The sequence below is a fragment of the Megasphaera cerevisiae DSM 20462 genome (assembly GCF_001045675.1).
In the GTDB taxonomy this organism is placed as follows: domain Bacteria; phylum Bacillota; class Negativicutes; order Veillonellales; family Megasphaeraceae; genus Megasphaera; species Megasphaera cerevisiae.
On record NZ_LEKT01000004.1, the window covers coordinates 1 to 18,262 of the forward strand.

17 protein-coding genes and 1 pseudogene are annotated in these 18,262 nt (G+C 47.9%); 6 read left to right on the forward strand and 12 right to left on the reverse strand.

Annotation, left to right across the window (positions count from 1 at the left end):
* The 3 genes from AB840_RS01910 to AB840_RS01920 all read left to right on the forward strand — a co-directional run.
* On the forward strand, positions 1-248 hold a 248-nt coding region (locus tag AB840_RS01910), incomplete at its 5' end, for an ACT domain-containing protein (RefSeq protein WP_048513144.1).
* 18 nt (positions 249-266) lie between these two features.
* On the forward strand, positions 267-1,664 hold the full coding sequence (locus tag AB840_RS01915; protein WP_048513145.1) for an amino acid permease: 1,398 nt from the start codon (positions 267-269) through the stop codon (positions 1,662-1,664).
* Between the two features lie 25 nt (positions 1,665-1,689).
* Positions 1,690-2,076 (forward strand): RidA family protein, encoded by a 387-nt coding sequence (locus tag AB840_RS01920; protein WP_048513146.1) that lies wholly within the window; start codon positions 1,690-1,692, stop codon positions 2,074-2,076.
* Positions 2,077-2,169: 93 nt separating this feature from the next.
* On the opposite strand, the pseudogene AB840_RS01925 reads toward AB840_RS01920, so the two are convergent.
* Together AB840_RS01925 and AB840_RS01930 are read right to left on the reverse strand one after the other, a co-directional pair.
* Positions 2,170-3,387 (reverse strand): annotated as a pseudogene (locus AB840_RS01925) (multidrug efflux MFS transporter).
* Positions 3,377-3,964, reverse strand: a complete 588-nt coding sequence (locus AB840_RS01930; protein ID WP_048513147.1) for a TetR/AcrR family transcriptional regulator — start codon at positions 3,962-3,964, stop codon at positions 3,377-3,379. Before AB840_RS01930 ends, AB840_RS01925 begins: the two are co-directional and overlap by 11 nt.
* 369 nt (positions 3,965-4,333) lie before the next feature.
* Between AB840_RS01930 and AB840_RS01935 the strand changes: the two genes are divergently transcribed.
* The 3 genes from AB840_RS01935 to AB840_RS01945 all read left to right on the forward strand — a co-directional run bounded on the left by AB840_RS01935 (position 4,334) and on the right by AB840_RS01945 (position 9,942).
* Positions 4,334-6,109 (forward strand): ammonium transporter, encoded by a 1,776-nt coding sequence (locus AB840_RS01935; protein WP_072061724.1) that lies wholly within the window; start codon positions 4,334-4,336, stop codon positions 6,107-6,109.
* 357 nt (positions 6,110-6,466) lie between these two features.
* A complete protein-coding gene (locus AB840_RS01940; RefSeq protein WP_048513148.1) occupies positions 6,467-9,130 on the forward strand; it encodes a cation-translocating P-type ATPase in 2,664 nt (887 codons plus the stop codon).
* Positions 9,127-9,942, forward strand: coding sequence for a DUF368 domain-containing protein (locus tag AB840_RS01945; protein ID WP_048513149.1), 816 nt, complete (start codon positions 9,127-9,129; stop codon positions 9,940-9,942). Before AB840_RS01940 ends, AB840_RS01945 begins: the two co-directional genes overlap by 4 nt.
* 539 nt (positions 9,943-10,481) lie before the next feature.
* On the opposite strand, the gene AB840_RS01950 is transcribed toward AB840_RS01945, so the two are convergent.
* From AB840_RS01950 to AB840_RS01990, 10 genes are all read right to left on the reverse strand, one after another.
* Entirely contained in the window at positions 10,482-10,760 is a 279-nt protein-coding gene (locus tag AB840_RS01950) for a hypothetical protein (RefSeq protein WP_048513150.1), read from the reverse strand.
* On the reverse strand, positions 10,757-11,071 hold the full coding sequence (locus AB840_RS01955) for a hypothetical protein (protein ID WP_048513151.1): 315 nt from the start codon (positions 11,069-11,071) through the stop codon (positions 10,757-10,759). The genes AB840_RS01950 and AB840_RS01955 overlap by 4 nt, the downstream gene beginning before the upstream one ends.
* A 27-nt stretch (positions 11,072-11,098) precedes the next feature.
* Positions 11,099-11,803 (reverse strand): hypothetical protein, encoded by a 705-nt coding sequence (locus AB840_RS01960; RefSeq protein ID WP_048513152.1) that lies wholly within the window; start codon positions 11,801-11,803, stop codon positions 11,099-11,101.
* Positions 11,804-11,828: 25 nt separating this feature from the next.
* Positions 11,829-11,951 (reverse strand): hypothetical protein, encoded by a 123-nt coding sequence (locus AB840_RS18060; protein WP_268776061.1) that lies wholly within the window; start codon positions 11,949-11,951, stop codon positions 11,829-11,831.
* A gap of 421 nt (positions 11,952-12,372) precedes the next feature.
* Positions 12,373-13,026: a CatA-like O-acetyltransferase gene (locus AB840_RS01965; RefSeq protein WP_171969698.1), complete on the reverse strand. Its 654-nt coding sequence runs from the start codon at positions 13,024-13,026 to the stop codon at positions 12,373-12,375.
* Positions 13,027-13,216: 190 nt separating this feature from the next.
* On the reverse strand, positions 13,217-14,590 hold the full coding sequence (locus AB840_RS01970; RefSeq protein ID WP_048513154.1) for a tripartite tricarboxylate transporter permease: 1,374 nt from the start codon (positions 14,588-14,590) through the stop codon (positions 13,217-13,219).
* Positions 14,590-15,039: a hypothetical protein gene (locus AB840_RS01975; RefSeq protein ID WP_048513155.1), complete on the reverse strand. Its 450-nt coding sequence runs from the start codon at positions 15,037-15,039 to the stop codon at positions 14,590-14,592. The genes AB840_RS01970 and AB840_RS01975 overlap by 1 nt, the downstream gene beginning before the upstream one ends.
* Positions 15,040-15,051: 12 nt before the next feature.
* On the reverse strand, positions 15,052-16,311 hold the full coding sequence (locus AB840_RS01980; RefSeq protein WP_048513156.1) for a hydroxymethylglutaryl-CoA reductase, degradative: 1,260 nt from the start codon (positions 16,309-16,311) through the stop codon (positions 15,052-15,054).
* A 41-nt stretch (positions 16,312-16,352) separates the two neighbouring features.
* The gene (locus tag AB840_RS01985; protein ID WP_200809893.1) at positions 16,353-16,673 is read right to left on the reverse strand and encodes an AtuA-related protein; all 321 of its coding nucleotides are present in this window, start codon (positions 16,671-16,673) and stop codon (positions 16,353-16,355) included.
* 4 nt (positions 16,674-16,677) lie between these two features.
* Positions 16,678-18,036, reverse strand: a complete 1,359-nt coding sequence (locus tag AB840_RS01990) for an acyclic terpene utilization AtuA family protein (protein WP_048513157.1) — start codon at positions 18,034-18,036, stop codon at positions 16,678-16,680.
* Positions 18,037-18,262: the final 226 nt, after the last annotated feature.

Consider the following 18,262-nt stretch of genomic DNA (forward strand, 5'->3'; position numbering starts at 1 on the left):
TCCGCTCCTGGCGCAAGGTCTTCTTTGAAACAGTTGTGCCGGACCAGCCGGGTGAACTGGTCAAATTGCTCACGCTCATCTCTGACTCCAATGCCAATGTTCTTTCCATTACGCATGAACGGAGCCAGCACGGTATCAGTATGGGCTGCACAGCGGTATCCTTTGAACTGGAAACAGCCAATGAAAAACATGTGGAACGCTTGATGGATGTATTTAAAGATAATCACTATCATGTTACCTTAAAATAGTAATAGGAGGAAATAATTGTGGATAACGACAAGATGAAACGCGGTCTGAAACCCAGACACGTCGAAATGATTGCCTTAGGCGGAACAATCGGTGTAGGATTGTTCATGGGCTCCGCCAGTACTATTCAAATGGCAGGCCCTTCCGTACTGCTTTGTTATGCCTTAGCCGGTTTAGTAATGTTCTTTATTATGCGCATTATGGGTGAAATGCTCTATCTCGAACCGGTAACGGGTTCCTTCGCCACCTACGGGCATAAATATATCTGTCCTTTTGCCGGATACCTGACAGCTTGGTGCTACTGGTTCCTTTGGGTATCGGTCGGTTTGTCAGAAGTAACGGCCGTCGGTATTTATATTAAATACTGGTTTCCCCTGATACCGCAATGGATATCCGCTATGGGCGGCATGATTATCGTCGCGGTAGCCAACATGGCCGCCGTCAAATATTACGGTGAATTTGAATTCTGGTTTGCGATTATCAAAGTTACGACTATCGTAGCAATGCTGTTCGTCGGTGCCATGGTCATCGTATTTGGTTTCGGTAACGGCGGCGTCCCCCTCGGGTTTTCCAACCTGTGGTCACACGGCGGCTTCTTCCCCCATGGGCTGAGCGGTATGCTGGGTGCTATGTGCGTAGTCGCTGCCGCCTTCCAAGGTGTTGAACTCGTAGGGATTACAGCCGGTGAGGCACAGAATCCCAAGGAGACGTTACGCAAAGCAACGAAAAATATTGTTTGGCGTATCCTGATTTTCTACATCGGCGCTATCTTTATCGTCATTACATTATATCCCTGGGATGAATTGGGCATGCTAGGAAGCCCCTTTGTTACGACCTTCGCCAAGGTAGGTATCACGTCTGCAGCAGGCATTATCAACTTCGTCGTACTGACGGCCGCATTATCCGGCTGCAACAGCGGCATCTACAGCTCCGGGCGTATGCTGTACACTTTAGCTGAAAACGGCCAGGCTCCTAAATTCTTTGGCAAGCTCTCAAAACACGGCGTACCGCAAAACGGTATTATGACCACGATCGCCTGCCTGCTCATCGGCGTTATTCTCAACTACCTGATCCCCGACTCCAAGCTGTTTCTGTATATTTACAGTGCCAGCGTATTCCCTGGTATGGTCGCCTGGTTTGTCCTTGCCTATTCGCAAAAGAATTTCCGCAAACACTGGGGTGAAAAGGCGATGGCAGAACATCCTTTCAAATCTCCCTTGTTCCCATATGCCAATTGGTTCTGTATCGTATTCCTTGTGCTAGTCACAGTCGGCATGTGGGTAAATCCAGACACAAAGATGTCGCTGTTTGCCGGCTGGCTCTTCATTGCCATTATTAGCATCGCTTACTTTATTGCAGGATTCCATAAAAAGACATATAATGAAGATGGTCATTTGATTGAAGAAATCGAAAAATAAACGTATAAAAAAGGAGATATGTCCCATGTCAGTAACAGTCATTGCAACAGAAAAAGCTCCCGGGGCCGTAGGCCCATATTCACAGGCAATTAAAGCCGGTGATTTCCTCTTCGCTTCCGGCCAGATTCCTATCAATCCAGAAAAAGGCAAGATCACCAGCGGTGATGTATCCGGTCAGGCAGAACAATGCATGAAAAATGTCGGAGCTATTTTAGAAGCTGCCGGCGTTTCCTATGATGATGTCGTAAAAACAACTGTCTATCTTACCAATATCAACTTTTTCGGCGCAGTCAACGAAGTATACGCTAAGTATTTTCAGAAAAACCTTCCGGCTCGTTCCTGCGTGGAAATCAGCCAGCTTCCTAAGGGCGCATTTGTAGAAGTAGAAGTCGTCGCATACTGCGGCAAATAAGTTTCTTCGGATAATCAATACCTAGAAAGACAAACAACCACTCCTGAAATTCAGGAGTGGTTGTTCTATATATTCTAAAAGCAAACATATTCTTTACCGGATCGCTGCCGCATGACTGTTAATTTTAATAAATACGTTGCGGTAGACATCCGCCGCATTGATAAATAATAATGCGCTGGTTACAAAAAACACATTGCGTATTCCCCAATGCGCGGCAATCTGACCACCCATGATCGAACCGATAAACACACCCAAAAACTGAGCGGATTGATTGAGACTGAAAATACGCCCGGCAGCTTCCGCCGGTGTATTTTGCTTGAGCATCGTATTGATAGATGGCAGCATCGCCCCTGTGGCAATCCCAACACCAAAGCGCAAGGCCATGAGCTGCCACACATTTTTAACAAAACTTTGTGGGATAAATAGCACGGCACCTATAAGCAGCGCCGCAAAAATAACCTTATGGGCCCCGATCCGATCAGACAGCTTCCCCAGCCAGGGCGCACAAAGCAGTGCAGAAATACCTGACGAAGCAAATACCAATCCAGAAAGCAGTGCCAGATGGCCGGTCTGAGGAGCCAGTAATTTTACATACAAGGTAATAATCGGTTCAATAGAGAACAAGGCCAGCTGCACAAAAAAAGTTGTAAGAAACATGGAATAAAACAAAGCGTGATCCGGCAGGGCATGCCAAATTTCAGAAAAAGCTTTGACGCAATGCTCCCTGGGTGAAAAATCTTCCCGGACAAACAGCAGGGACAGAAAAAACGCCGTCAAAAGAAGAGCTGCCATCACAATAAAGCTGCTGCGGATACTGATCATTTCCACCAGATAACCACCCAGCAGCGGCCCCAGCAGCGTACCGCTCACAGAGCCTGTCGAAAGAGTGCCCAAGGCCTAGCCGGCCTTTTCCCGTGGTGTCTGCGTCGCAATCAAAGTAATCGCTCCGGAGTTGAATCCTGATATAGCGCCCATAATCATGCGTACAGCAACTAACTGCGGCACAGAGGTAACAAATGCTGTCAGCAGTAAAATAACAGCCATCCCAAAGCTGGCTCGAAGCAGCATAGGCTTTCGACCGTACTGATCTGCCAATTTCCCCCAAACCGGAGACGCGACGACCTTCAATACTGTCGCCGCTCCATACGCATAACCGGACCACACGGCAATATCACCCATATTGACCATGCCCAGCTCCCGAACATACAGCGGCAGGATCGGGGCCACCTGACTTAATGCCGCCGACGTAGCAAAACTTCCAAGCCAGCAGATCCATAAATTTCGTTTCCATATATCCATATTATTCTTCATATTTTTTCTGTATCTCCCATGCTTCTACCCCGCTGATATAGGTTTTAATCAATTGCTGATAGCTTTCTGAAGTATCCGTCGGATTCTGAAACCAGCCGGAGGCCTCCAGTGAAACAAATCCGTGCATCATGCTGCGCAGTCCCCGGACCGCATGGGTAAGCTCTATATCATGCAAGTCATATTGTGATAAAACTTTCCGAATAACCTGCATAAATAAATGAATCGCAAATTTTAATTTTTCATCTTTTTTATATTTCCAGGACTCCGTCATAATAACCTGATATTGACCGGAATGCTCGTGGGCAAACTTCCGATATGCATATGCTACCGAAAAAACAGCGTTCTCTCTGGACTGCCCGACAGCCGCCTCCGTCAAGACGGTTCGCAGCTGTCCACAGGCATAAATAACCATACTGCATTTTACATCCTCCAATCCCTCTATATGATTGTACAGTGATTGTTTTTTAATGCCCAGCCGCTCGGCAATACGGCTCAAATTGACTTGATCCAGTCCCTGTTCATCAGCCAGCCGAACTGCCGTTTCTGTAATTTCTGCCACTGTAATTTGTCTGCGCATAATATATCTTTTTTCCCTTCTATCGAAACAATATGTCGTATAAAACTGATCAGATTCGTTTTACACGACATATTATATATGATCTATGAATATATGTATAGATATAATTTGTTGACTGCCATAGTTTCTTCTGCGGGAAACAGCATTCCAAAACTATTTATGATATGATTATGTTTATATAATTAATTATTTTAATTATTATATAAATTTATTTTTCTTGCAATTGTCAAATACATAGAAAAAGTCTATACTTACTATATCAATTATTTCCTGCAGGATGTATTTGAAACAATAACATACTTTCAGATAATGGTGTCTATGGTAATGTGTTCCATGGGCACTTTTTATGTTGCAGAAAGGGATGATCCAATGGAACGATTGAAAACAGCAGTTCCTAAAATGTCTCTCCTCTCACTGATACTGCTGACCCCTTGCATATCCTTTGCAGCGGATGCCACCGAAGGACGCTATTCCTCAGTAGATACGATTTGGGTTTTGATCGGTGCTTTTTTGGTATTTTTCATGCAGCCTGGTTTTGCCATGGTGGAAACAGGACTTACTCGTGCCAAAAATGCCGGCAACATCGTCATGAAAAATTTTATGGATTTTGCTCTGGGCACTATCTTTTTTTGGATTGTCGGCTTTGGCCTGATGTTCGGGGAAGATATACACGGCATCATCGGACTTCCTGATCTGTTCGTCCAAAATTTCCAGGTTGCTGACGAAGCCGGCTACACTCCCATGTCCTACCTTATTTTTCAAACTGTATTCTGTGCAACATCGGCAACTATTGTATCCGGCGCTATGGCTGAACGAACTAAATTTTCTGCCTATTGCATTTATAGTATCGCAATCAGCCTGTTTATTTATCCTATTTCCGGACATTGGGCCTGGGGCGGCGGCTGGCTTTCCACGTTGGGATTCCATGATTTTGCCGGCTCTACTGTCGTTCACATGGTAGGCGGTATCTGCGCCTTTGCCGGTGCCAAAATGCTGGGACCCCGTATCGGAAAATACAACGCCGACGGTTCTGTCAACGCCATTCCCGGTCACAGTCTGACCCTTGCCGCTCTCGGTATGTTTATTCTTTGGTTTGGCTGGTTTGGCTTCAACGGCGCGTCTACGGTATCCGCTAACGGTGACGAATCACTGCTCTCGGCCTCCATGATTTATGTGACCACCAACATGGCTGCCGCCGTCGGCGCCACTACCGTCATGTGCCTTACGTGGGTTCGTTACGGTAAGCCTGACGTCTCCATGACCCTGAACGGCGCCCTTGCCGGTCTCGTCGCCATTACTGCCGGCTGCGACGCCGTAAGTGTTCCCGGAGCCTTTGCCATTGGACTGATTGCCGGTATCACTATCGTCTTTGCCGTTGAGTTTATCGACCAAACGCTCAAGGTTGATGATCCCGTAGGCGCCATTGCTGCTCACGGAGTCTGCGGCGCCCTCGGCACCATACTTACTGGCTTCTTCTCCGTCAAGGACGGCCTTTTATATACAGGCAATCCTGCATTTCTTCTCACACAGATTATGGGTGTCGCTGCTGTTGCCATATACGTAGCGATCGTCATTACAATTGTATTCAAAATCATCAAGGCAACTGTAGGTCTTCGTGTTGCGCAGGAGGAAGAAGAACACGGCCTTGATTTTGAAGAACATGGCCTGACCTCTGCCTATGCGGACTTCATGATGATGCCGGAAACGATGCCGGGTACGGACGCACAGCAGACGGAAATCTCTCCGAAACCATCAGCACCGATTCCCGCAACCGCTCCCGATGGCAGACCCATTACCTGCATCACTATTGTCACCGGCAGCAAACGCTTTGATGCGCTCAAAATCGCCCTCGACGCCATCGGTATCACCGGCATGACCGTGACTCGCGTGCTGGGTTACGGGCTCCAGAAAGGGGCTCCTGAAATGTACCGCGGCTCCGTCGTCACATCCAAGCTGCTGCCTCAGATCCGCATTGATATCGTTGTCTCCAAAATCGCACCGAGAACGATTATCGAAGTTGCCAAGAAAGTTCTCTACTCCGGTCATTACGGTGACGGCAAGATATTTATCTCACCCATTTCTAACGTCGTAAAAATCCGTACAGGAGAAGAAGGATACGAAGCGCTGCAGGATATTCCCATTTAACTGCACACCCTGTATAGAAAAACCCATCTTACAGTCCGGGCTTCCCGGACCGTGAGGTGTTTTTTTTGCAATGTAAAATATTAGTAAAATCGCAGCAATTTATTTGACATATTCTCTCCACATACTGTATAGTTGTTATATTGATATCTTATTTGAGAAAGGATGTATTATATACACATGGATAACGCCGACAGTGATCATGCCGACGCTACATACCCCAATCAAGCAGCACCTAACTTCAGACCGGACCGATTGATATGCAGGCATAAGCTGTCCCCTTTGTAAAGGGGGTATTAGGTTATGTCTTTTTGTATTGTTTCGCACCCGTATCATTACGGAAAGAAAGGATAGGCACTCATGAATACACAACAACGTTGGCATGCCCAACCAATTGAAACCATTTATAACGAACTACGCACCCATGCTGGCGGGCTGGATACTGCCGATGCGGCAGAACGTCTTCAAAAAAACGGGCCCAATGCCCTTCGCGCCAAGCCGCCAAAATCATTTTTTCACATGCTGAAGGAACAAATTATGGACCCCATGGTATTGATTCTCATCGGCGCCTCTGTGTTTTCTGCGGTACTGCAGGAATGGACAGAAGCCACCGTTATCTTTTCCATTGTCATCCTCAATGCCATTATCGGTATTGGTCAGGAAAAAAAAGCACAGTCCTCTCTGGAAGCCTTGCGTAATATGAGCGCCCCTACAGCCCGTGTACTGCGCAACGGTACGGAAAGCATTATAGCGGCTGTCGATTTAGTTCCCGGCGACATCGTACTGCTCAGTGACGGCGATATGGTCCCTGCCGATATACGGCTCATCGATTCGGCCAATCTGAAGGTCCAGGAAGCCTCCCTGACAGGTGAATCCGTACCGTCGGAAAAAGAAGCCGGTGCACAGCTTCCCAAAGACTGTGTGCTAGGCGATCGCCGCAACATGACGTATACGACAGCCATCGTCACCTATGGCAGGGGCAAGGGTATTGTCGTCGCCACGGGCATGGACACAGAAGTCGGAAAAATAGCGGGCATGCTTGACGAACAGGACGATTTGGACACGCCCATGAAAAAGAAACTGAATGCCGTAGGCAAAGGCCTGACTATCACGGGCCTCACGGTCTGTGTTCTCATCATCCTGATCGGCGTACTGTACGGACGGCCGCTGGTCCCGCAGCTGCTCACCGCCATTGCCTTGGCTATCTCCGTCATTCCGGAAGGCCTGCCGGCCACAGCTACCATCGTCATGGCGCTGGGCGTACAGCGCATGGTCAAAAAGAATGCGCTCATCCGCAAGCTTCCGGCTGTAGAAACGCTGGGCAGCGCCACCGTCATCTGCAGTGACAAAACAGGAACGCTGACGCTGAATAAAATGACCGTCACACAGCTTGCCGTCTATGAAGACATCGCTTCCGGAATACCGGCGCCGGTCGCAAAAGCAGCTGCCGCCCCGTCATCTTGCTATCAAGAACTGGCCTACGCCGCAGCCCTTTGCAACGATGCCAGCTTTGACCCGGACCGCAAGGGGGACATCATCGGCGACCCCACGGAAGGAGCTCTGCTTTACATGGCGCAGGCCTTCGGTATGGATCATGAGGCATTGGAAACGGCCCATCCCCGCGTATTTGAACAGCCTTTTGATTCGGACCGGAAACGCATGACCACGGTACATCAAATGGCAGACGGGAGGCTGACAGCCTATACTAAAGGCGCTGCCGACGAACTGCTGCCGCTCTGTACCCACATCCTGACCGCCGAAGGGATTCGCCCTATGACGGCCGCCGACAAGGAAAAAATCACTGCCGTCTGCACGCTCATGCTGGAAAAAGCTCTCCGTGTACTTGGCTTTGCCGAACGCACTATTACGGCAGTACCACAGCGAGACGATGAAAATCTGGAATATGACCTGACCTTTATCGGCGTCACCGGCATGATTGATCCGCCCCGCAGAGAAGTCGCCGAATCCGTGCGCACCTGCCGCGAGGCCGGCATTCGCACGATCATGATTACGGGCGATCACAAGGCGACCGCGCTGGCCATTGCCCGCGAACTCGGCATCTATCAAGCTGGCTGTACGGTACTGTCCGGCGATGAACTGAATGCCATGGATGATGCGGCACTGGACAACGCCGTAAAAACAGCGGCAGTCTTCGCCCGCGTATCCCCGTATGACAAGCTGCGGATTATCCAATCTCTAAAACGTACCGGCGAAGTGGCTGCTATGACCGGTGACGGCGTCAATGACGCTCCAGCCCTGAAAGCTGCCGATATCGGCGTCGCTATGGGAATTACCGGTACGGACGTAGCCAAGGACGCCGCCGATATGATTTTGATGGACGACAGCTTTACGACCATCGCCTATGCAATCAAAGAAGGGCGGCGGGTATATCGCAATATTCAAAAAGTTATCCAATTTCTGCTGACCGGCAACATTGCAGAAATGCTGACCCTCTTTGTGGCAACGATCCTCAACTGGAACGCTCCCCTTATTGCCGTACACATCCTGTGGATCAATCTGGCAACAGCGACCCTGCCAGCGTTGGCCCTCGGCGTCGATCCGGCAAGCAAAAATATTATGAAACACAAACCCGTTACTTCCGGCACGCTATTTGAAAAGGATTTGATCCGCCGTGTCGTGACGCAAGGTCTCTTCACCGCACTTCTGACGCTGGCCGCCTACTGGATCGGCGCCAGCCAATCCAGTCATGAAACGGGACAGACCATGGCTTTCTGCGTATTGGCCTTTTCTCAAATGCTGCGAGCCTTCAATCAGCGCTCAAATACCGAACCGATCTGGGTGCGGGCTGAGGGTGCCAATCCCTGGCTGATCGTCTCCTTTATCGTCTCCGCCCTCCTCATGGCCGGTATCTTCTCTATCCCCGTCCTGCGGCAGGCTTTCCAGATTGCACCCGTATCCGGCATGCAATGGGCTATCGTCGTAGGCCTGGCGATTCTCTCCATTGTACAGATGGAAATTGTAAAATGGATCAAAAATACACATAGCAATGGGGATACCATATGAAAACACATCGCATCCAAACAACGGTAAAAGGCTTTATTGTCGGCGGCACTATGCTGGTGCCCGGCGTGAGCGGCGGCTCTATGGCCATGATTCTCGGTATATACGACAGATTGATTGCCGCTGTCAGCGCCGCTGCCTCCGGCAAAAAGGACTCCCTGCTGTTTTTGCTGCTTTTCTCAGCAGGCGGCGGCCTGGGGATACTGCTCTTTTCCAAGCCGCTCCTGCACCTCATAGAAACCTATCCCGTCCCCACACTGTATTTTTTTCTGGGCGCCGTTGGCGGCAGCATTCCCATGACGCTGAAACAAGCGGAAGTAAAAAAATTCTCCTGGAAAGTCCTGCTCTATATCTTTCTAGGCATAGCTGCCGTATCGCTGTTTTCCCTGTTGCCGTCAGATCTCTTTCAGCCCATCCCGGCAAGTGGCGCAGGATACCTTTTCCTATTGCTGCTGACCGGCTTTGTTGCGGCCATTGCGCTGGTATTGCCAGGGATCAGCGTATCCTATCTGCTCCTTCTGATGGGGCTGTACGACAAAACACTGCTGGCTGTCAGTCAATTTCATCTGTCCTTTCTTCTGCCCCTTGCCGCCGGAGTACTCCTGGGCGTCATATCAACAACCAAAACACTGGAAAAGGCAATGAAATCGTACCCCCATGCGACCTACCTTGTGATACTGGGCTTTGTCCTGGGCTCTATGGCAGAACTCTTCCCAGGACTTCCCACCCATCCGGCCGACCTGCTTTGGGCCCTGGGTATGTCGGCTGCCGGTTTTACCAGTATCCACTTTCTGGCCCGCCGGGAAGGAATCTAACCGCGATCTGCTTTTTTGCTTTTGACTGAGAGAAACCGTACATTCCAGCCATTTTTCCGCTCATAACTACCCCCTGCCGGGTAATATGTAAAATGTATATAGTCCGTTTCAACATAATAAAACGACATGACACAGCGAAAGAAATCTCACTGTGTCATGTCGTTTTGACTTTCTGTGCCTAATATGTCTTTTGAGAAAATGATTCGGCCCTTGCAGAAATGAAGGAAATGCAGGACCTGTATGATACGGCAGACATGCTGCATATAAACAGCAGGCTGCCCGGTATCAGCACTGGTCGGGCTGTGCAGAATACCCATGCATGCGGACTGCGTTGTACCAGTTCCTGTTTGCGGGCGCCATGAATGGACGCCCCTACGAAGGACCGGGACAGGGTATGGGCCGGTTGTCGTGCTTGCCCAGCCGCATACTGCCGTGTCCATTGCCGATTCGCAGAGAAATCCCGTTTATGGAACCCCCGCAGGGACTCGATTCAGCGAGCCCGGCACTGCCACATAGGGGCAATCCCGCGATTTGTTAGGCTAAAATTTATACGTCATCTGGACTCTCGTATAATCTCCCAGGGTGAAGTTTTCCGGCGTATAGAGTGTATCCCGCATCTGCGTACTCTTGGCACCGAAGGTATAGCTGGCTTCCAGGAGCAGGTTTCGTGCCGGGACGTAACCGATGCCGGTCGTGAAGGAGCGGCTACCATCTAAATATCTATCAGGCAGGTCGGCTCCGGTGCCACCTACGAAGGAATCGTGGTCAAAGGCCTTGTAATCCAGGTAGGCGTGCCAGCTGCCGGGCGTCCATATCAACGATGCCGATGTCGAGGCGGGCCACCCAGAAATCCGGCGTGTGGCCGCCCGCTAGTGTAATCACCATAGATATCCCGGCCGCCGTGGAAGAATTTCCCCATGTCAGAGCGGTTCTGGCCGTAGTCGAAGGCCAGCATGGATCGCTTGCCCAGACGGATCTGCGTACCGATGCCGAGGACGTCGGCAATCTGCATATCGTGAAGGCCGTGGGCGTCTTGGGCCCCTTCGCCAAAGGAATTGAGCTTCCACGCTTCGACACCGACGGTGTCTCTAAGCTGGCGGCGCACCTTGATGTAGGCGGCCCGGTCCATGGCAAGGATGACGTCTTGCTTGAGGAGCTAGCCTTGCTGGGCAAGCGGCAGGGGAATGGGCGCATTGCCTACAGGATGAAAACTTCCCAGACCATTCGCCATCCAAACATAGAGAAACTTACTTGTTCCATTATAGAGTTCTCCATCACCACCTCGAAGTTCGTTACCATTATAATACGATTCTATGCCCACAAAAGAACAAAATATTTGATTGACAGCCTGTTCTCGAGTAATCTCTCTGCCCTCATGATCCAGGTAGATGCATTCGGTTCCTCCATTATATTTCAGCGCCGACGCATCCAGAATATCTCCCATCATGACTTTAATATTCTGAGAGTTCAACAACCCTTCTACAGCACCATATTTGGCATTATCAATTCCTTGCCAAGGACTATTTGGTATACTCGTGTCATTTTTATTCTTTCCCAAATCCGATAAAAAATGATTATTGCCTCCCCATGGATTCGGATTGCCCTCGGCGGTCCGTAAATCAAGATCACCTCCATCAGTACGAATGATTATATCTGCATTTGAGAAATTACTATAAAATATCTTTGGCTTCTGTAACAACGTATCTAGCTTGGTACCCATAGCGTCGACGGTTCCGGTCACGCCTACTTCGTTGAAAATCACGTCCTCCACGGATTTTCCCTGTTTGCGCGCAATATCTTCTTTGGTAATGACGGTGACACTTTGCGAATTGTACTTCGCTTCCTCCTTATCCGCCTCCACGACGACATCCCGTGTCGTTACCGAATTATTGCCCCCCCCCCACTGGACTTTCTGCCGCCATGACGGGAGCCGTCAGCCACAGTGCGACAGCCCAGGACAGGCCAGCATACCAGGCACGGCGAGGCATTCTTGCTGCTGTATAGTTCATAAGGCTTCTCCATTTCCACATAGTATCTATTTTCGATACCAGTAATCATTTTCTGTTTGCCATTATATCAAATACAGCCCAATCCTTCTACTCCATTCGGACATAAAAATGATCCGTTTGGACATTTTTTCAAAATAGCACAGGAAACATATACTATTCATACTGCATATTGCATATTTTGAGAAAATAATTTTTTTTGATTTCTTATTATTTTCTGTATTTTGAACTATAGCAGCTAACGGAAACGTGGACCCTTATTCCACCCCCATACAGACTACACGTCAAAAAAAAGATGCCCTCTTCCCTCTGCGTATGCCGGCACAGGAAGCAAACATCTTTTTTCATTAGTACTATATCTATTTGATAAAAACAACAGCCCCTCAGCTACTTCCTGTCGAAAAGGCTTTACGCCCCCTACTATTCAGGTACCTATCGTGTCTGCTATCGCCTGCATATCATTGATGAGTTTGCACGTATGATATCCGTCTGCCACAGCATGACTGACAGATATGGCGACAGGAATGATCGTTTTTATAGATTCTGGCACGTATTTTCCAAATTTGATGAGAGGGAACAAAAAATTATTTTCCGTATAAGTATCCTGCGCAAAGGAGGTAAAATTCAACCATGGCAGCGCCGATACCGGGCAGAAATTGGGTGGCTGATCCGGTCTTGCCTTGATCACGCCGGACACATCCTTATACCGCTGCATATCGGCCGTCACCGTATGATAAAACGTATACACATCAGCATCGTAGTCACTCCATATGTCCGTAAAGGTCTTGCTCCTGTCATGAAACAGGGTATAGCAGGGAACAACTTCCTCCCAGTACCCCAAATTGCCCTGCCCATCAAAACTAAACCGGAATTCCTTATTTTGATTGACCGCGGCCATGATCACATACAGCATAAGCGGGAAAAATTTCATTCCCCGATCCTGCTGATATTCCCGCAGCGCCGTAATATCCACATTGGCCGTAATCGTATAACGGCACTTAATTTGCTTGTAATAATATTCAAAATAGGGATTTCTTTCCCATGTGTCTTTATCAATCACGTGAAATACTGAATTCATCCGCATCACCGCTCCTGAAACAGGTCTGCCATGCTCTCTTTTTTACGCTGTCGCTTACTGCGATATAGAAATTATAGCATTTTTTGATAAGCAGGTAAAATAGAGAAAACAAAAAAAAAGCAGCCTGGCGGCATTTGTCCTGTTTTTTCAGGAAAACGATCCTGTGGCTGCTTGTACACACTGCATATATTTATTTGATTCCCAAAAGCGTCATCATCAACCATGGCGACGCATAATATACCATATACTGGACACCGGTATGAACACCAAAGTAGCGATTCAAAATTCCTCCGAAGATGGCAATAGTAACAGCAATAGCAATACCGACTACACCCGCTTCAAAAAAGGAAATAACTACAATCAATCCTGAAAACATACTGATAATAGCTTCCTGACTAACATTGCGCAATACCCACGCACTGGCGGTACGCGCATAGTTCATAGAAAACGGATAGGCTACAAAGAAGGCCACAATCAGGCCAATGTATCCGTATAATAAAAATTCCGGAGCCGACATAAAGGTGTGCAGATTATGAACTGGCTGAGCAGTAAATACAGGTGGCGCATTAAATAGCGGTGCCGCAGGTCCCAGACCTACCGGACTTAATGGAATTCCAAAAGCCAGCAAAGGAATAATAGTTTCTGCAATATAGGTAGCCTCAGTCGTGCCGTTCATAACCGCTAGTGTTGATGTCATCCGCTGATATAAGCTTTTTATACGTGACCCGACAAATTCACCCATCATGACCGTCATACCGACAGGACTGAAGGTAAAGGTCAGTGCGGACACACAAGCAGTCAAAGCGTTGTATATAATCTGATGCTTTGAAAGAATCTTAAAGGGATTGGGGAAATATCCTTTCCACATTTTTAATTCTGGAGCCAGCCAGAATTCCCTTGCACTTTCTCGTTTTAAAATATGCCGGGAACCAGGGGATAAAACAGTCATCAAATCGGCAAACATGGGACCTATAGCAATCCCCAGAAACATACTAATAAATACGCCGTGGCCAATACCAGCAATCGCCATTTTATTCAGGCCCTGCACAAAAAAAGCAAAAGGAAGAAGGGCAAACAGACTTGCCCATTTCCCACCAGAAGTATAAGCAATAATCACTGCCGCTACGGTAAAAACGACGGGCGCCCAGGCCTTGACTATATCCGCAAAGGGAGCTAGCAGGGATGCAAAACCCACACTGATTGGCAGTGCCAGAAAAGCCGCTATAATACCGCCGGAGATCATTTTGCGAAGCGCCATATGAGGTACGCCCAGCTGCCGGAGTACTGCTGCATCTTCTAACATGGGCACCGCCATCGTATCTCCCGGAACACCCATCAGTGCCGTTGGAATCGCGTGAATCATATGTTTAGAAATAGCCGCTGCCATAAACCAGGAAAAAACAGCAACCGGCGGAACTCCCAGCAAAATGATCAATAATGTAAGCGGCGCAATCGTTGAGGTCTCATCGGTACCTGAAATAAGTCCAACTCCGGAAAAAACAATACCGCCGGCCAGTGCCATGCATACAGCCCAAATCAAATCGTGAATCAGCATGCCATCCATTATGTTTCACCTCTTTTTTCAGCATTTTCTCCCTTCCCTTCCGGCACAGCCGGTCCGGCAAAGAGTTCGTACAGTTTCAGTTCCTTCATTTCCTGCAATACTTTGGCATCTACATATTGCAGTTCTTCTCTTTCTTTTACCAAATCAATTTTCAATTCCTGCAGCACACGATCTCGGTCTTCTTCAGAAAATTCGGCCTCATTTAAGGTTCTTTTTGGCTTAAACAGATTTGCGGAAATAACTGCCGAAAGGACGCAGCCGCCAATGCCAAAGAGTAATGAATATGCTGATACCAGCTTTTCTTCCAAATTAGGCGCCTGCATAGCGATGACTGTGCTGGCTCCTAAATAGCAACTTATGCTGATAACGATACCAATGATGACTCCGATACCTAAGTGATGAAGATCTACGGTATCGCCCCAAATATCTGCCAATGGTGCTTGTCTCATAAGGAATTCCTCCTATTTTATGTTGGCAATCAATTCTTTAGCATAATCGACGGAAATATTTTTTTCCGCTACCATTTGCGCAACAATTTTTTCTAACACTTCCCCGGTTGCACCGGCAACGGTAGCAATGTTACGAGCATGCAGCTTCATATGTCCCTTCTGAATTCCGTCAGTAGCCAAGGCACGCATCGCTGCAAAGTTTTGTGCCAGCCCTACCGCGGCAATGACTTGTGCCAATTCAGCCGCAGTCTGAACACCCAGAATTTTTACGCCGACTTTAGCGGCTGGAAGAATTTTAGTACCGCCGCCTACTAAACCGCATAAAGCCGGTATTTCAATCGATCCGGTTAAATCACCATTAGCATTTTTTTCCCAACGCGTCATAGAAGTATATTTTCCTTTATAGGAACAATACGCATGGCACGCTGCTTCAATTCCTCTCCAATCATTTCCTGTCGCAACAATAAGCGGATCGATACCATTCATGATTCCCTTATTGCTCGTCGCCGCCCGGAACGGATCTGCTTCTGCAAAAGCGTACGCAGCAATTACGCCATCTACAACATCTTCTCCGCCAATCGCTTCTTTGGTAAATACAGCGGTTGCCCGTGCCAGCCGATATGCTGCCAAATTGGATAAAATCCGAAGCTTTACAGTCCCGCCAGTAATTTTTTCAATGAAAGGGGCGACAGCTTCTGCCATAGTATTTACCGCGTTGGCTCCCATAGCATCTCCCGTATCGACCATCAAATGAGTAACAACCATAGGCCCGATTAGTGAATCTATAATGCGGACTTCAATATCCTTGGCTCCTCCTGTTATGTTTACCAGGATAGGATCTTTTTCATTAGCAATACCAAGAATTTCATTTTTATGGTGAAGAATGGTCTGCTGCGCAAAATACGGATTCGGAATATGAATCGCCTGAATCTGAGCAATCATAATATTGCCGGTATAACTGGTCGTAAAGCCACCGCCGGAACGCGCCATTTTAGCGGCATTAGAAGCAGCTGCCACAATAGAGGCTTCTTCCACTACCATGGGAATCAGCATTTCTTTTCCGTTGATCACAAAGTTCATAGCAATTCCCATCGGTAACTGATAGGTCCCGATAACATTTTCAATCACCTTATCGGCAACTGCATTGTTAAGCGCACCCGGCTTAGTCACAAGTGCTAATTCTTCCGATGTCAAATTGGCAAACTCGGCGACTTCAGCAGCCCGTTGTTCTAAAGAAAGTTTATGAAATCCTGAATAACTATTTGTTTTCATAATAGGCAGACTCCTTTACTCATTACATACGCTAATATAATTTATTCATCTTCCACTTCAATATACATGCGAAGCAAGGCTGCTTCCATACATTTTCCTAACGTATCCAAGCGCAGCGACCGGGTAGCACCGCCATCCAGGGCGTGATGCATAACAAAATTGAAGCCATCTAGCTGCGGCAAATCATATCGTACTACATCACCAAATACCAGGCCTTCAAAGTGGCGGCGTACGGCATCTGCCGTCAGTTGTTTTTCCATCGCTTTATAGTATTGGGGCTTACGAGCATATATGCATATATTAGATGTATCACTTTTGTCACCGCAACGCCCGTGCGCAATATCTTTCAACTGAATTTTCATTATCTTAGACCTCCTCAACAGTTGCTTCAAGTGTAATCGCATCCCGCGGAATCAATGTCGGCCATAGCGCAAACACTTCACTCGGCCGTGTTCTGCCGCCGAAGAAGCAGCCCTGAGCCGGCCCGTTCAGATTGCTGACTGCAGCAATTTCCGGGGTCAGTTTGAGTCCTTCTTCTTTTGTTTCTGTCATTATAGCATATCGCAGAACGACTTCATTCAAATCCGCTTGCAGTTCCGGAGCCAGTGGGCCGTGCAGAGCGTTGACGCCTAAATAACTGACGTGTGTACGGATTGCCTGCAAGCCCTTCATTGCCATTCTTTTATCCAAGATATCAGCAGCCATTTTGGCTTTATCGAGAGCCCGGGGCCAGCTGTAGGGCAAATAGGCCACATTACGGTATCCTTCCAGATATCCTACGCACAGTTTCAGCGTATCCGGAGCCGGATGCCCCGTGACACCGCGGACAGCTACATGATCTCGTTCGACTTGTTCTACCGTGATCTTGCTGAAATCAGCAACAACATCAGGAGTTATGTACTGGGCTGGATCATGTATTTCATAGATCAGCTGTTCCTTAACCGACTGCGGCGTGACTAAGCCGCCTGTATTTTTTGTTTTTGTCAGGATGAGACTTCCCTTTTCGCTGATTTCGGCAATGGGATATCCCAACAGCTCCGGACGGGGAACATGTTCCCAATCATAATCGTAGTTGCCGCCAGTCGCCTGCGCACCGCATTCGCAAAGATGACCGGCCAGAATCCCTGTAGCTTTGGCATCCCAATCATCCAATTTCCAGCCGAATTCATGAATCAGAGGCGCTTCAAACATGGCCGTATCGGTAGACCGCCCAAGTATAATAATGTCAGCACCTTCCTGAAGGCACTGCACAATAGGCTCTACGCCGTAATATACGTTGGCATTTACCATGCTGGGAAGAATCCGGTCAATATCTTCTCCCGTATCCATATGTTTCATCGTAATTCCCTGAGCGCGAAGCTGCGGAATGATTTCGCGCACATCATCACCGATAACATAGCCGACTTTCAAATGATAGCCGCTTTCCCGTATTACTTCTTTGACCTTTTCAACGCAAGATTTTACATTCATACCTCCGGCATTGGTAATGACTTTTGTCTTTTTTTCTACGATGTACGGAAGCATTCCCTTGAGAGCCGTAATGAAATCCCGCGCATAGCCAGCTTCCGGTTTCCGTTCCTGCTGACGTCTCATAATAGACAAGGTCAGTTCTGCCAGGTAATCACAACAAATGTAATCGACCCGGTCCTGCTTAGCCATGGCAATCGGAGCGTCGCTTAAATCACCCCAAAATCCCTGGCCGCCGCCGATTCTGATTGTTTTCATATCCACATAACCTCTTTCCTGAAATAATAATACGAATACATCATTTTCTTAATGTCCAACACTCATATATATGAAATATGCGTGCCAAAATTATAATCTAATTTATTTTTTACATTGTCATCTTCGGTAAAAGGCATCCGCTAAGGTATTGTGCCTTATTACATTTTTTTTCAAATAAAAAACGCCCTCTTGGATGTATACACTACAACATGTATACTCCTAAAAG